This window comes from Streptomyces sp. NPDC096205, assembly GCF_044763135.1.
Taxonomy (GTDB): domain Bacteria; phylum Actinomycetota; class Actinomycetes; order Streptomycetales; family Streptomycetaceae; genus Streptomyces.
On sequence record NZ_JBIWFS010000004.1, the window covers coordinates 282,804 to 297,982 of the forward strand.

9 protein-coding genes are annotated in these 15,179 nt (G+C 73.3%); 5 read left to right on the forward strand and 4 right to left on the reverse strand.

From position 1 onward, the window contains the following. Positions 1–62: 62 nt before the first annotated feature. Positions 63–938, reverse strand: coding sequence for a glyoxalase III HchA (gene hchA, locus ACIQ6Y_RS17335; protein ID WP_404039040.1), 876 nt, complete (start codon positions 936–938; stop codon positions 63–65). 192 nt (positions 939–1,130) lie between these two features. Between hchA and ACIQ6Y_RS17340 the strand changes: the two genes are divergently transcribed. Then, entirely contained in the window at positions 1,131–1,955 is an 825-nt protein-coding gene (locus ACIQ6Y_RS17340; protein ID WP_404039043.1) for an SDR family oxidoreductase, read from the forward strand. Positions 1,956–2,072: 117 nt separating this feature from the next. Here the strand turns inward: ACIQ6Y_RS17340 and ACIQ6Y_RS17345 are convergent, their stop codons facing one another. After that, entirely contained in the window at positions 2,073–3,341 is a 1,269-nt protein-coding gene (locus ACIQ6Y_RS17345) for an MFS transporter (protein WP_404039046.1), read from the reverse strand. 243 nt (positions 3,342–3,584) lie between these two features. Between ACIQ6Y_RS17345 and ACIQ6Y_RS17350 the strand changes: the two genes are divergently transcribed. Next, positions 3,585–6,815 (forward strand): amino acid adenylation domain-containing protein, encoded by a 3,231-nt coding sequence (locus tag ACIQ6Y_RS17350; RefSeq protein ID WP_404039049.1) that lies wholly within the window; start codon positions 3,585–3,587, stop codon positions 6,813–6,815. A 45-nt stretch (positions 6,816–6,860) separates the two neighbouring features. Here the strand turns inward: ACIQ6Y_RS17350 and ACIQ6Y_RS17355 are convergent, their stop codons facing one another. Next, positions 6,861–7,712: an alpha/beta fold hydrolase gene (locus tag ACIQ6Y_RS17355; protein WP_404039052.1), complete on the reverse strand. Its 852-nt coding sequence runs from the start codon at positions 7,710–7,712 to the stop codon at positions 6,861–6,863. A gap of 106 nt (positions 7,713–7,818) precedes the next feature. Next, positions 7,819–11,010 (reverse strand): amino acid adenylation domain-containing protein, encoded by a 3,192-nt coding sequence (locus ACIQ6Y_RS17360; RefSeq protein ID WP_404039055.1) that lies wholly within the window; start codon positions 11,008–11,010, stop codon positions 7,819–7,821. Between the two features lie 430 nt (positions 11,011–11,440). Here ACIQ6Y_RS17360 and ACIQ6Y_RS17365 point away from each other — a divergent pair, with 430 nt between their 5' ends. From ACIQ6Y_RS17365 to ACIQ6Y_RS17375, 3 genes are all read left to right on the forward strand, one after another. Beyond that, positions 11,441–13,228: a condensation domain-containing protein gene (locus ACIQ6Y_RS17365; protein ID WP_404039058.1), complete on the forward strand. Its 1,788-nt coding sequence runs from the start codon at positions 11,441–11,443 to the stop codon at positions 13,226–13,228. Positions 13,229–13,452: 224 nt separating this feature from the next. Beyond that, positions 13,453–14,148 (forward strand): thioesterase II family protein, encoded by a 696-nt coding sequence (locus ACIQ6Y_RS17370; RefSeq protein ID WP_404039061.1) that lies wholly within the window; start codon positions 13,453–13,455, stop codon positions 14,146–14,148. Then, positions 14,145–15,170 carry a TauD/TfdA family dioxygenase gene (locus ACIQ6Y_RS17375; RefSeq protein ID WP_404039064.1) on the forward strand — a complete coding sequence of 342 codons (1,026 nt, stop codon included), beginning with the start codon at positions 14,145–14,147 and terminating at the stop codon, positions 15,168–15,170. Before ACIQ6Y_RS17370 ends, ACIQ6Y_RS17375 begins: the two co-directional genes overlap by 4 nt. Positions 15,171–15,179 lie beyond the last annotated feature (9 nt).

Sequence of the window (15,179 nt, forward strand, 5' to 3'; positions counted from 1 at the left end):
CGGGAAGGTGCGGCTTCCCCGCAGCTCCGCAGGTGCGGCTCCCCCGCGGGTCCGCCGGTTCGCTATCCCGCGGCCGCCTCGACCAGGGCGTCCGCCGCGAGCAGCCCGAGCTTGTTGGCGGCGAGGGGGCTGTCGCCGCTGAGGAGCCTGCGGTCCTGGTGGGTGCTGCCGGTCAGGCCGTCGTTGAGGATGTTCAGGCCCTGCTTGCTGAGCAGATCGGCGACCAGCCAGGGCAGGCGGCCGGGGAGGTAGCCGATGTCGACGTTCGGGCCCTCGTCGGCGGCGTCGGGGAAGACACACAGCGAGTAGCCCTTGAACGGCGACTCGGTCTTGCCCAGCTTGGCGGCGAGCAGCGCCGCCGGGCCGTGACACAGGGTGATGATGAAGCGGTCCTCGGCCAGGGCCCAGTCGAGCGTTCGGCCCACGGTCTCGCTGGTCGGCAGGCCGACCATGGCCGCGTGTCCGCCCGGAATGAAGACGGCGAGGTAGTCCGAGTCCGGGCCCAGCTCCTTGGCGACCACGTCGGCGAGCCTCCTGGGCCGCTTCAGCTTCGGCTTCAGGGCCTCGTACGTGCCGAGGACCGCCTCGTCGTCGCGCGGCATGGCCCACAGCTCCAGCTTCGCCGGGTAGCCCTCGACGGTGGCGATGTCGACGTCGAAGCCGGCCTCCATCAGGTGGTGCAGCGGCAGCAGCGTCTCGACCGGGTGGTTCCCGCTGGAGAACTGCGTGCCGTTCTGCATCAGCACATAGCGCTCCTCCGCCGCGATCACCAGCACCTTCCACCTGCCCTGCGTGTACGCGCCCTTGTGCCGCACCCCGTCGAAGTCGGTCCGGGGCGCGGTGTACTGGCCGAGCGAGTACGGCGACGGGAAGTAGGCGTCGTCCTCGGCCGGGTCCGGCGTGGGGGCCCTGCTCGGCTCAGGTGCGGCTTGCGACATGCGACGACCCGTTTCGCTAGGTGTTCCAGATCACACTGGCCATACTGCCCGGGGCCCTGGAGGGACGCGACCGGACAGCCACGCCGGGCGGACTTCTGCGGGGCCGGTGCCGAGGTGATCATGCGTCATAGGATTCGGACCTACGTTCGTGACCTACGTCCATTCGTGACCTACGTCCAAAGGGGTTCACCCATGCGGCTGGCAGGCAAGACGGCACTGATCACGGGGGCGGCGCGCGGCATAGGCCGCGCCACGGCCGTCGCCTTCGCGAAGGAGGGCGCGGACCTGGTGCTGCTCGACATCTGCGCCGACGCGCCGGGCTGTCCGTATCCCCTCGGCACGGCCAGCCAGTTGAAGGCGACCGCGGAGGAGTGCCGGGCCGCCGGTGCCTCGGTCGTCGAGCAGGCCGGTGACGTGCGGGTCGCCGAGGATCTCCGCTCGGCCGCGGACAGCGCCCTCGACCGCTTCGGCACCATCGACGTCCTGGTCAACAACGCCGGCATCGCGGCGCCCTCGGGACGCCCGGTGCACGAGATCGAGGAGGACGAGTGGGGCCTGATGCTCGACATCGACCTCAGCGGCTCCTGGCGTGCCATGCGGGCGGTGCTGCCGGCGATGGTCGCCCAGCGCTCGGGCAGCGTCATCAACGTCTCCTCGACCGCGGGCATGGTCGGCTACCGCTACTTCGCGGCGTACGTCGCCGCCAAGCACGGGCTGATCGGCCTCACCCGTGCGGCGGCCCTCGACTACGCTCCCCACGGCATCCGGGTCAACGCCCTGTGCCCCGGCTCGGTGCGCGACGAACCCGCCCTGGAGGGCCGGATGCTCGTCGAGATCGCCCGCTGCCTCGACGTGCCCACCGCCGACCACGAGCGCACCTTCGCCGAGTCCCAGCCCATGAACCGGCTCGTCGAGGCCACCGACATCGCCTCCACGGCGGTGTGGCTGGCCAGTGACGAGTCCCGTCAGGTGACGGGGGCGGTCGTACCGGTGGACGGCGGGTTCACGGTGCGCTGAGGCCCATCGGCGGGATCCGGCCCCGGCGGGCGGTCGTACCCGTGGACGGCGGGTTCACGGTGCGCTGAGGCCCCCCGACGGGATCCGGCCGCGGCGGCTCGACGAGTCGCCGGCCCCTCACGCCGGGTCTGCCGCGCCTGCTGTGCTCAGTTCCTCCTCCGGCTCCGGCTCCGGCGCAGCGGTGGTCGCCGTGCGCAGGGGCCGGGACGCCAGCGCCGCGAGGCCGGTCAGGGCGATCGCCGCCCCGCAGGCCAGGATCGCGGTGCCGGGGCCGGTCAGCCGGGAGAGGTTGCCCAGGACGTTGTTCATGGCGAGCAGCGCCACGCTCTGCACGAGGGTGAGCAGCGCCTGCATCCGGGCGAGGTGCGAGTGCGGGGCGCTCATCAGCACCAGCGGGCCGATGTGGGAGGCGAAGAGCCCCGAGCCGAGGCCGACCAGGACGGCCGCCGGGACTGCGGCGGCCGGGGCCAGGGCGAGTATGCCCAGACCCGCGGCCGCGACCAGCACGCCCACTCCCGCGGCCAGGCCGGGCCGGCCCAGGGCGCCACGGACCATGACCACCAGGGTGACGCCGAGCAGCCCCAGGCTCTGCGCGCCGAAGATCACGCCGGTCCAGCCCGCGCTCCAGTGCTCCTGACGGGCCAGCAGGGGCAGCAGCAGCGGGATCACGGGCAGCAGGAAGCCCGCCACCCCGCCGGTGACGAGCAGCGCCGCGCGCAGCACGGGGTCCTTCATGCCGGTGCCGACGCCGTCCAGCGCGTCGCGCAGGAAGCTCCCGCTGCTCTGGGCGGGCGGTATGTCGAAGACGGGACGTACGGCGATCAGGACGACGAGGATGACGGCGAAGGTCGCCGCGTTCAGCAGGGCCGTCCCGGTCAGGCCGCCCGCGGCGACGAGCGCGCCGCCCAGCGGGCCGGCGACGAAGGTCACCAGTTGGGCGCCGCCCTGCCGCATCGCGAGCGCGCGCGGGAGCGGCTCCTTGCCGACCAGCCGCAGCGGCATGGACCCGGAGGCGGGCAGATAGAAGGCGTCCTTCACGCCCACCAGGACGCCAGTGGCCACGAGCAGCCAGACGGCGGGTCCGGTCCGGTGGGAGACCGCCGCGAGCACGATCGTGCCGGCCAGCATCACCGCGTCACCGGCGATCATCACCCGGCGGGCACCGAACCGGTCGCCGACCGTGCCGCCGACGATCAGCAGCAGTACCCGGGGCAGGTTGATCGCGGTGAGCACCAGACCGGCCACCGCGCCGCCGTGCGTGGCCGCCGCCCAGCCGAGGGCGAAATACAGGACCGCGTCGCCCAGGATCGAGGCGAGTGCTCCTGACAGCCAGAGGTAATAGGCGCGCGGCAGCGGGCTTGTGGCCCGGTCTCGTCGTCCGGTCATGCGGGGACTCTACAGTCGCCCGACACCGCAGGGCGTTGCGCTCGAAGCTCCCGCGACCGCAGGTGCTGCGGCGCCCTCCGGTTCCGGCCACAGATGCTCCGCGTCGGCCAACTCCCGAGTGGCGCAGGTCACTTGCCGGGAGCCTTGCTGCCGTCCGGCGCGAGTTGATCAACTGTGCGGTGCCGTCGACGGCACCGCCCACCCCCAAGGATCCCGTCGCAACAGCCCCTTTCGGAGGGCACTGTGTCGCTTGACTCTCCTGACGACGACATCACCGCTTGGCTCCGTTCCCGCCCGCGCCGGGCCGCCATGCCGCACGCGGACCGGTCCCGTCCGCTGATCGCGTCGACCGCCCAGCGCCGGCTCTGGTTCGACCACCAACTGCGCTCCCAGGCGGACCCGGACGGCGGCACCGTCTACCACTCCACGCTGGCACTGCGCCTGCGCGAGGAGGTCGACAGGGCGGCCCTCCAGACGGCCGTGGAGTCCCTGGTGGCCCGGCACGAGTCGCTGCGCACCCGCTACTCGCTCGCCTCCGACGGCGTACTCCATCAACTCGTCGATTCCTCCGGGCCGTTGAAGCTGCATGTCGAGGACTGCGGCGGGGACGAACAGGTCCGTCGGGCGCGGATGGCGGAGTTCTTCGCCGCCGGGTTCGACCTGGAGCGCGGTCCGCTGCTGCGCGCCGGGCTGTTCACGCTGACGGACCGCGACCACATCGTCTTCCTGGTGATCCACCACATCGCCACCGACGGCTGGTCGATGGACCTGCTTCACCGCGAACTCGGCGAGCTCTACCGCTCACGCGCCGCGGATCTTCCTGAACTCGACCATCAGTACGCCGACTTCGCCGCATGGGAGCAGTCCGAGTTCGAGCGCGGGGCGTTCGCGGACGCCCTCGCGCACTGGCGGGAGCACCTCGCCGGGGTGCCCCAGGTGCTGTCCTTCCCGACCGACCTGCCCCGGCCCGCGGACCGTACCTTCGCCGCCGGGTGCCACCCGTTCGAGATTCCGGCCGCCACCGTGGCGGCGGTCGAGCGGATCGCCCGGGACTGCGAAGCATCCGTGTTCCAGACCCTGCTCGCGGCCTTCCAGGTGCTGCTGGCGCGCTGGACCGGTCAGCCGGATCTCATCGTGGGCTCGGTCGCGGCCAACCGCCGCTCCGCCGAGACCGAGCCGATCGTGGGCCTCTTCGTCAACCTGCTGCCGCTGCGCGGCCGAGTGGACGAGTCCGAGCCGTTCACGCGCCTGGTCGCCCGCACCCGGGACACCGTCCTCGACGCCTACGACCACCAGGGCGTGTCCTTCGACCGGCTGGTCGAGGCCGTCGCGCCCACCCGTGCACCGGGACACAACCCGCTCGTGCAGGCGGTGTTCACCCTGGCCGAGCCGGTCCCCGGGACGGAGTCCGCGTGGGGCGAGCGGCTGGAGTTCCGGGAGACCACCCGGACCCAGTTCGACCTGACCTTCGCCGCGGGCCCGGGCGAGGGGGGCGCACTGGCCGTCGACGCGCACTTCGCCGCCGACCTGTTCACACCTCGCGCCATCGAAGGGCTGGCACAGCGATTCGTCGCCCTGCTGGAGGAGTTGACGCACTCCCCCGGCACGAGGCTCTCGCTGATCCCGACGGTCACCGACCGAGAGGCCGCGGAACTCGACGCGTTCGCCACCGGCGCGCCCGCCGGTGCACCGCCGCTGGTCCTCGACCTCTTCGACCGGCAGCTGCGCGAACGCCCCGACGCGGAGGCGGTGGTGGACGGCGACACGCGGCTCACCTACGCCCAGCTCGGCGCCGAGGTGGATCGTGTCGCCGCTCTGATCGCCTCCCGCCTCTCGTCCCCGGCCACTCCGGTCGGGGTCTGCCTGCCGCGCTCGGCCGCCCAGGTCGCGGCCCTGCTCGGTGTACTGCGCGCAGGGGCGGTGTATCTGCCGCTCGACCCGGCCTACCCCGCCGAGCGCCTCGACCATCTGCTGCGCGACTCGGGCTGCCCTCTGGTGCTCACCGACGACACCACCCGGTCCCGGCCCGAATGGCCCGCACATGTCGACCTCCTCGATGTGTCGACACCGTCGTCCGCCGCCCAACCTGGCCCGGATGTACAGCCTTTGCAGCCCGCGTACCTGATCTACACCTCCGGCTCCACCGGCCGGCCCAAGGGTGTCCTCGTGTCGCACGAGGGCATCGGCAACTTCGTCTCCTGGTACGTCGACCACTACGCCCTCACCCCGCACGACCGCCTCTCCCAACTGGCCAGCCCCAGCTTCGACGCGGGTCTGCTGGACACCCTTCCGGCGCTGGCCGCGGGGGCGACGCTGACCGTGCTGCCGGACGAGGCCCGGCTCGACCCGGGCCGGCTCTGGTCCCGGCTGGCGGAGGCGGGGGTCACGGTGGCCTTCCTGACCACGCCGCTCTTCGCGGCGGCAGCGTCGGCAGCGGCACCAACGGCAGCAACGGCGGACGCGCCGGCGACAGCGGCCGCGCCCGAGCCCCTGCCCTCCGACCGCCCCTCCCTGCGCTCCGTCCAGATCGGCGGGGACAGCCTGACCGGCGTCCCGCCGGAGCTGCCCTTCACGCTCGACAACCTCTACGGGCCCACCGAGGCGACCATCGCGGCCAGTTGCGGCCGACTGGAGCCGGGCGGGGCCGTCCACATCGGCGGCCCGCTGCGCGGAATGCGGGTGCGTGTCCTGGACGCCTGGCTGCGCCCGGTCCCGGTGGGCACCCCGGGTGAGGTGTTCCTGGCCGGGCCGGGTGTCGCGCTCGGCTATCTGGGCCGCCCCGGACTCACCGCCGGCCGCTTCGTGCCCGACCCGTGGGGCGGGGGCGGCAGCCGGATGTACCGCACGGGTGACCGGGCGCGGTGGCGCGCCGACGGGCGCCTGGAGTACCTGGGCCGCACCGACGCGCAGGTGAAGATCCGCGGCCACCGCATCGAGCCCGGCGAGATCGAGGCCGTGCTCGCGGCCCACCCCGGCGTCACCGAGGCCGCGGTCGCCCTGCACGCCCAGCCGGGCGGCGAGGCGCAGCTGTGCGCGTACGTCTGCCTGGGAGCGGGCGCGGACCTGGACGCCGTACGGGCGCACACCGAGCGGGCGCTGCCCGTCTGGATGCATCCCGCGGCCTACACCGTGCTTGCGGAGCTGCCGCTGACCGCGAACGGCAAGGTCGACCGGGCCGCCCTGCCCGCGCCTCAGTTCCGTGCGGCCGCCGCCTACCGGGCGCCCAGCGGCCCGATCGAGGAACTGGTCGCCGAGGTCTGGCAGGAGGTGCTCGGTGTGGAACGGGTCGGCGCGGAGGACGACTTCTTCCGGATCGGCGGCCACTCGCTGCTCGCCACGCGCGTGCTGTCCCGGCTGACCGACCTCAGCGGCTGCCGGCTGCCGCTGCGGACCGTCTTCGACCATCCGGTGCTGGCCGACCTCGCCCGTGAACTGGAGGAGGCGGTCGTCGCGGCCGCCACCGCGGACGGGTAGCCGCTCGGGTGCGGGCCGCCGTCCACGGCCCGCACCACCCCCGCCTCAGACCGCGCGGGCCAGGAAGGCGTCGAGCGCTCCACCCAGCGCCTTCGGGTCGTCCAGCCACATGTAGTGGCCCGCGCCGGGCTGGACGTACGACTCACCGTGCGGAAACAGCGCGGCTAGCCGCTCCCCGGTCGCCGGGGTGGGGAACGGGTCCCGCTCGCCCGTCACCACGAGCACCGGCGTCGCCGACTCGGCGGCCACGGCCCGCACTTCGGCGGGATCGAGGGTGACGTCGGCGTAGAAGCCGGCCGCGGCCGGCTCGGACAGCTCCTCCGTCTCGGCGCGGGCGTGCGCGCGGGCGGCCTCGTCCCAGCGGCCGTAGAAGAAGGGGGCCGCCTGCTCGCGGTGGGGCAGGCTGTCGGCGATCGTGGGCGCGCCCAGCCAGCCCGTGATCCCGGCCCGCGCGCTCTCGTACCAGTCCTCGTCGGCCCGCCGGTCCAGCGCCTCCTCGAAGTCGTCGACCCCGATGCCGACGGCCCGGGTGCTCGGCGCGAGGAGCACCAGCCGCGCGACGCGCTCGGGCCGGCGGAGGGCGTACAGCAGCGCGGTGTTCCCGGCGGACGAGTGGCCGAGCAGGTCCATGCGCTCCAGGCCGAGACAGATGCGCAGCGCCTCGATGTCGTCGACGAGCCGTTCCATCCCGTACGACGCCGGGTCGGCGGGTTCCGCGGAGGCGCCGGTGCCCCGGTTGTCGAGCAGGATCAGGGAGCGCCGACCCACGGCCCCGGCCAGCCCGGCGAGGTACGTGCCCGCGCGGCCCGGTCCGCCGGGGACGCAGACGAGGGGCGGCCCGTCACCGAGCACCTGGTAGGCGAGCCGGGTCCCGTCGGACGCGGTGAACGTGGGCATGTCTGCTGCCTTTCGGTCGGGGATGCGGGGTCCGTGAAGGGTGCGGGCATGCCGACAGGCCCCGGCGGCGGCGTACGGCCTGCCGCCGGGGCCTGTCGGCGCGCGGTCACGCCTCGGGCGTGGCCTCCCGTTCGGCCGCGAGCCGGTCCAGCTCGGCGGCCAGCGCGCCCACGGTCGGGTGGGCGAACAGCAGCCTCATCGGCAGCCGCAGCCCGGTCTCCTTGCGCAGCGTCGACACCACCTGGGTGGCGACCAGGGAGTGGCCGCCGAGCTCGAAGAAGTTGTCCTCGACGCTGTCCACCGGTTTCTTCAGCACGGTGCTCCAGGCCCTGGCGACGAGCCGCCCGGAGGGCGTCGAGGGCGCCTCGCCCGCACGGTCGCGGTCGGTGTTCTCCTCGCAGAGCAGCACCAGGGCCGGCTCGTCGACCTTGCCGGTCGCGGTGAGCGGGAGCCGGTCGACGCGCAGGACGTACGAGGGCACCATGAAGTCGGGCAGCGCCGCCTCCAGCGCGGTGCGCACCTCGGTCTCCAGCTTCTCCCCTGCCGTGTCGTCGGGGACGACGGCCAGGCCGAGCGCGGGCGCGACCGGGCCCGGCACGGTGAAGACGGCCGCGCTGCGGACGCCGGGCACCGCGCTGGTGGCGCGTTCGATGCCGGCGGGTTCCACCCGGAAGCCGCGGACCTTGATCTGCTGGTCGGCCCGTCCGACGAACTCCAGTGTCCCGTCGGGCCGCACGCGCACCAGGTCGCCGGTGCGGTACATGCGGCCGCCGTCGCCGAGCGGGTCGGGCAGGAAGCGGGCGGCGGTCCGGCCGGGCAGGTTGCGGTAGCCGCGGGCGACGCCCTCGCCGGCGATGAACAGCTCGCCCGGCGTGCCGGCCGGGACCGGCCGCAGATAGCGGTCGAGCACGCGGATGCGGTAGTTGGGAAGGGGCCGGCCGATGGTGACCGGATCGTCGCCTGCGGCCGAGTCGGCCCAGGTGGCGCAGATGGTCGTCTCGGTGGGGCCGTACGCATTGATGAACCGCCGTCCCTGCGACCAGCGTTCGACGAGCGCGGGCGCGGACGCCTCGCCCGCGACGACCACGGTCCGCGGACCCGATCCGGCGGCCGGCGTCGGCTGCGCGGCGAGCAGCGAGGGGGTCGCCGTGATCAGGTCCACGGTCCCGTCGAGGACCGTGTCCATCCCGTCGAGCGGGTCGGCGAGCACGACACCGCGGCCGTGGGCGAGCGGCAGGACGGTGGACCAGATCCAGCCGTCGAAGGCCGGGGCGAGCACATTGCCGCCGAGGCCGTCCCGCGCCGGGGCGAGCGGGGCGACGGCCGCGACCAGGTTGGCGAGGTTGCGGTAGCTGACGCCGACGCCCTTGGGCTCGCCGGTGGTGCCCGAGGTGTAGACGAGGTACGCCAGTGCGTCGGGCAGCGCGCGCTCCGGGCGCACCTCGGGGGCCTCGGCCGCCGCCAGAGTGGCGGGGTCGAGCACGGGCACACCGTCGGCAGTCCGCGCCAGGGGGGCGGCGGCGTCCGCGACCAGCACCGTCACACCGGCGTCCCGGACCGTGGCGGCCAGCCGGTCGACCGGGTGGGCCGGGTCGAGCGGCACGAACGCCGCTCCGGTCTTCCACACGGCGAGCAGCGCCGCGACCAGGTCACGGGACCGGCCCAGATGGACTCCCACGGCGTGCTCGGGTCCGGCGCCGTGCTCGCGCAGGGCGGCCGCCAGCGCGTTCGCCCGCCGGTCCAGTCCGGCGAAGTCGAACCCACCGTCGGGTGCCCGTACGGCGACCCGGTCCGGGTCCTGCCGTGCGACCTCGGCGACCAGCTCGGCCACGTTCAGGCCGGCGTCGAAGTCGGCGACAGGCCCGTCGAGCGCCGCGTCGGCCGTCTCCCCCGGCAGGCGCAGCAGGGGCAGCTCCGGGTCGGCCACCAGAGCGCGCACGGTCGCGAGGTACTCGGCGGCCAGCTGCTCGGCGGTCTCCGGGTCGAACAGGTCGGCGTCGTAGACGACTTCGCCGTGCAGGCCCTCGTCCTCGGGGGCGAGGGCGAGGACGAGGTCGTAGCGGCTGGAGCGGCCGGCCACCGGGTGGTCGGCCAGTTCGAGGCCGGGCAGCGGGCGGGCTCGTCCGGCGGCGGCGTTCAGCGAGAACGCCACCTGCACCAGCGGGTTGGCGGCCGTCGAGCGCTCCGGGGCGATCAGCTGCACCAAGTGGTCGAAGGGCACGTCCTGGTGCTCCATGGCGGACAGCACGGTCTCCCGCACCTGCCGCAGCAGGGCGCTGAACGGCTGCTGCGGATCGACGCGGACGCGCAGCGGGACGGTGTTGACGAAGAAGCCGATCAGCGGTTCCAGCTCGGACAGGCTCCGGCCGGCCACGGGGCTGCCGATGACCAGGTCCCGGCTGCCGGAGCGGCGTGCGAGCAGGACGGCGTAGGAGGCGAGCAGGGCCATGAAGGAGGTGGCCTTCTCCCGGGCGCACAACTCCTCGACGGCCCGTGCGGTCGCGGCGTCCACGCGCAGCGGCGTCCAGCCGGCCCGGTGGCTGCTGTGGGCGGGGCGCGGCCGGTCGGTGGGCAGGTCCAGGACGGTGGGCGCGCCGTCCAGGGCCCGCAGCCAGAAGTCGATGCCGGGCTGCAGCGCCCCGTTCTCCAGCCGGGTGCGCTGCCATTCGGCGAAGTCGGGGTACTGCACGGCCAGTTCGGGCAGTGCGGGCTCGTCGCCCGCGGTCAGGGCCGTGTATCCGGCGGTCAGTTCGGCGAGGAGGGTACCGGCCGACCAGTCGTCGACCACAAGGTGGGGTGCCACCAGCAGCAGGACGTGCCGGTCGGGCGCGAGCCGGAAGAGGCGGGCGCGCAGCAGCCTGCCCTCGGTCCAGTCGAACGGCTCGTAGGTGGCGGTCTCGACCGGTCCGGCCAGTGCCTCCGCCGCGACCTCGACGACCGTACGGTCGAACGCGTACGGGTCGCGCACCTCCTGGAGGAGTTCGGCGTCGTCCTCTCGGAAGGCGGTGCGCAGGGCCTCGTGGCGGCGCACGATCAGGTCGAGCGCCCCGAACAGCGCGTCCGTGTCGAGGGCGCCGGTCAGCCGCCAGGCGAAGGGGATGTTGCGGTCCCCGGAGACGTCCTCGGCGTGGTCCTGGAACCAGAGTCTGCGCTGGCCTGAGGACGCGCGCAGCGGGGCCGACCGGTCGGCGCGCGGGACGGCGGGCGCGTCCGAAGATCCGCGCCGGCCGGCCAGCCAGCGCTGCAGCAGTTGGGCCCGGTCGTCCGGGTCGGCAGCCGGTTGCTGGGACGAGCTCATGGGGATCCCACTTCTCCTCGGTGTGGCTGAAGCCGGTCGGTGACCCCGGCCCGTGCGCCCGCTCGGGGCCGACCCCGGCTCGGCGGGAATGTCAGGGAACTGTCGACGGAGCCCTTACGTCCGCTCACGTCCGGGCCGGAGAGCCGCAGCGCGGCACCAGGACGATGGACGGTGCCCACCGGTGCCCACCGGTGCTCAGCGGCGCTCACCGGTGCGACGGATCTGGTGCCTGATGTCCGAAAAATCTGCGGTGCGGGTCGATACTCACGGCAACATATGCTTCAAAAATCACGAGAGTCAAGACTGGATCTTGTTCGGAGTTCATCCTCATACTGGCTTCAACCAGCAACCAATCCGGGTGCATTGACTGACCGTCAATTCACCGCCAAGCGTTTTCGCACCGTTATCCCGGGGGAAAGGGCGCTTCTGCATGGCTGACCAACAGCCTGATCCGGCTGTCGACATACTCCAGGCGTGGCTCGACCGGGCGGGAGATGCTCCGGCCTGTACGGTGCCCCGCGCGGACCGGGAGCGGCCGCTGCCGGCGTCGCACGCCCAGCAGGGCATGTGGCTCGCCCAGCAGGTGGCCGGGGACGACGACCGTTCGCTGACCGCCCCGCACGCCTACCGGCTGACCGGCCCGCTCGACGTGGACGCGCTGGCCTCTGCGCTGGGCGCGGTCCTCGCCCGGCACGAGGTGCTGCGCACCGGATTCGCCGTCCGGCAGGGCGAGTTGTTCCAGGTCGTGGCCGATCCGACGCCCTTCCGGCTGGTCCCCGAGGACATCGCGGGCCCGGAGGAACTGGACGCCGCCGTACGGGACTTCACGCGGCTGCCGTTCGACCTGGAGCGTGATCCTCTGCTGCGGGCCCGGCTGTTCCGGCTCGACGCGCAGGAGCATGTGCTGGTCGCGGTGTTCCATCACATCGCCAACGACGGCTGGTCGATGGACGTCTTCCACCGGGAGCTGGCCGCGCTTTACGACGCCGCGTCCGATCTGCCGTCGGTGACCGATGTAAAGGTTCTGGCGGACGTCGCGGAATTGGCCGAAATCCCTGTGCAGTATCCGGATTTCGCCGTCTGGCAGCGTTCTCTCGCGGACGACGAGGCAGCTCACGAGGAAGCCCTGGCGCATTGGCGCGAGGTGCTCGCCGGGGCGCCGGACCTGCTCGCGCTGCCGACCGACCGGCCGCGTCCGGCCGTCCGTTCCAGCGCGGGCGACCGCATCGGTTTCGCCGTCCCGTCGGACGTCTCGGCCGCCGTCGCGGACCTGGCGACGGCCCGCGGGACGACGCCCTTCGCCGTGCAGTTCGCGGCGTTCCAGGCGCTGCTCGCCGCCTGGTCGGGGCAGTGGGACCTGATCACCGGCATCACGACGGCGAACCGCGCCCTGCCGGAGACGGAGGAGCTGATCGGGTTCTTCGTCAACGTGCTGCCGATCCGCGGTGTCCTCTCCCCCGACGAGAGCTTCGCCGACGTGCTGGTCCGCACCGGGCGGAGCCTGATCGACGCCTACAAGCAGGACGAGCTGCCCTTCGAGCTGCTGCTGGAGCGGCTGGAGCTGCCGCGCGCCGCGGGCCACAATCCGCTGGTCCAGGTCACGGTCGCCTCGCACCAGGAACTCACCGCGCCGCTGGCCCTGTCGGGCCTCACCGTCGAGCACCTGCCGCCGCACGGGCTCGACGTGCAGGAGGACCTCACCTTCTACCTCACCTCCGGCGCCCAGGGCGTCCGGGGCGACTTCGCCTTCCGCACCGACCTGTTCGACCGCTCGACGATGGAGGAGCTGGGCGGGGCCTACCTGCGCCTCCTCGAAACGGCCGCCGGGCAGCCCGACTTGACGCTCCAGCAGCTCACGACCGAAGCGGCCGTACCGGCCGGGCACACGCCCTCCGACGAAACAGCTCAGGCCCCCGAACCGGCGGGCACCGCGCCCCAAGGCGTGCTGGAGGAACTGGTCGCCTCCGTGTGGAGCGAGCTCCTCGGCCGCGACTCCCTGACCCGTGAGGCCAACTTCTTCCAGGTCGGCGGAACCTCGCTGGCCGCGTCCCGGGTCGCCAACCGCCTCTCGGAGGAGCTGGGCGTACGGGTCCCGGTGCGAGACGTCTTCCGCAACAGCGGCCTCGCCGCCCTGGCCGCCCATCTTGCCGGGCTGATCCGAGAGGCCGCCGGAGCCCAGGCAGCCGAAATGGGGTCCGAGGGGGCCGACCGCACATGACCGAACTACCGACCCCGGCATCAACCAGGGGCGCGGGGAACTGCGCGACCAACCACACACAACCCGCACAGAACCACACACCCTCACCCCCCACGGCCCCAAGGGGCGCGGGGAACGGCGCGAGCAACCACACTCGACCCGCACCCGACCACACGGGAACGCCCCAGCCCCGAGACTGGCTCTGGGACGTCACCCCCCGCCCCGCAGCTGTCGGCCAGACACTCGTGCTGCTGCCGCACTCCGGCGGCTCCGCCCAGGCCTACGGCGACTGGGGCCAGTGGTTCCCGAGCAGCGTCCGTGTGGTCGCCGCCCAGTACCCCGGCCGGGGCGCCCGCTACGGGCAGGAACCGGCCACCGAGATCGCGGCCCTGGCCGACCCGCTGGCCGAGGTGCTGGCCGGACTGGACACGCCGGTGCACGTCTTCGGTCACAGCCTCGGCGCGCTGCTCGGCTTCGAGGTGTGCTGGCGGCTGCAGCAGGCCGGGCGCCCGGCGGCCGCGTTCTACCCGTCGGCCGCCGCCGCGGCGCATGCCCACCGCTCCGCGGCCGTCTCCCCGGCCCGGCTCACCGACGACGAGCTGCTGGCGCTGCTCAAGGAGCGCGGCGGCATGCCGGAGGACATCCTGGCGGAGCCCGACCTGATCGACCTGGTGCTCGACGCCTGCCGCTCGGACATGGCCGTCACCGACAGCTACGCCTACGGGGACGAAGACCGCCGCCTGGACTGCCCGGTCATCGCGTTCGGCGGCGACAGCGACTCGGCCGTCCCCGTCGACCGGCTCCAGCGGTGGCGCGAACTCGGCACCGGCCACAGCGAGATCCACGTCCTGTCCGGCGGCCACTTCTACCTCCACGACCACATGGCCACCCTGACCGCGGTGGTGCGCCGGCACCTTCAGGAGCGGAGTTCCCTCATATGAATCCCGACGCAACTGCCCCCACCGAACTGCCCCTCCTCCTGGAGCCCGGCAAGCCACCCGTCCTGCCCGCACCCGAGCTGCCGGACCTCGCCGGGGCCCGCGCCTGGCTGTCGGAGCAGCGGTCGGCGATCCGTACCGAACTGCTGCGCCACGGGCACCTGTTGATCCGGGGCCTGCCGATCACCCGGCCCGAGGAGTTCGCCGAACTGCGCGACGTCCTGGTGGAGTCGCGGGCCGCCTACAAGGAGAAGGCCACGCCCCGCAGCGCGTACGGCGACGACGTGTACTCCTCCACGGACCTGCCGCCCGCCCAGCCCATCCACCTGCACAACGAGAACAGCTACACGCTGGACTTCCCCGGGCTGCTGGTCTTCTGCTGTCTGGAGGCTCCCGAGAAGGGCGGCGCCACCACCGTGGCGGACGTCCGCGAGGTGCTCGCGGCGCTGCCCGACGACCTCGTCGAGCGGTTCCGGAAGGCGGGCTGGCTGCTCACCCGCAACTACCACAGCCATGTCGGGTTGCCCTGGCCCACCGCGTTCGCCACCGACCGCCCCGAGGCGGTGGAGGAGTACTGCGCGCGCAATCTCATCGGCTGGGAGTGGACCGGCGAGTCCGGCCTGCGCACCGTCCAGCGCCGCTCCGCGCTGGTCCGCCACCCGGCGACCGGCGAGGAGGTGTGGTTCAACCACGCCGCGTTCTGGAGCCGTTGGTCGTTGGACGAGGAGGTCCTCGACGTGCTGACCATGACCTACGGCGAGGACGGCCTGCCCTTCGACACCGCCTTCGGCGACGGCGGCGCGCTGACCGCCGAGGACGTGGCGACGCTCAACGCGGCCTATGACGCGGCGACCCGGCGCGAGAGCTGGCAGCCGGGCGATCTGATGCTCGTCGACAACATCCTGTCCGCGCATGGACGCGACGCCTACCAGGGCGGCCGGAAGATCCTGGTCGCCATGGGCGAGCCGGTGACCCTCGAGGACTGCGCACCGACCGTGCGGCCGGCTCCCGGGCCCCTCGCCTGAACGTTCCCG

Coding starts and splice junctions, on each gene's coding strand:
- hchA (WP_404039040.1), bottom strand. CDS start 938: ATGTCGCAAGCCGCACCTGAGCCGAGCAGGGCCCCCACGCCGGACCCG.
- ACIQ6Y_RS17340 (WP_404039043.1), top strand. CDS start 1,131: ATGCGGCTGGCAGGCAAGACGGCACTGATCACGGGGGCGGCGCGCGGC.
- ACIQ6Y_RS17345 (WP_404039046.1), bottom strand. CDS start 3,341: ATGACCGGACGACGAGACCGGGCCACAAGCCCGCTGCCGCGCGCCTAT.
- ACIQ6Y_RS17355 (WP_404039052.1), bottom strand. CDS start 7,712: ATGCCCACGTTCACCGCGTCCGACGGGACCCGGCTCGCCTACCAGGTG.
- ACIQ6Y_RS17360 (WP_404039055.1), bottom strand. CDS start 11,010: ATGAGCTCGTCCCAGCAACCGGCTGCCGACCCGGACGACCGGGCCCAA.
- ACIQ6Y_RS17365 (WP_404039058.1), top strand. CDS start 11,441: ATGGCTGACCAACAGCCTGATCCGGCTGTCGACATACTCCAGGCGTGG.
- ACIQ6Y_RS17375 (WP_404039064.1), top strand. CDS start 14,145: ATGAATCCCGACGCAACTGCCCCCACCGAACTGCCCCTCCTCCTGGAG.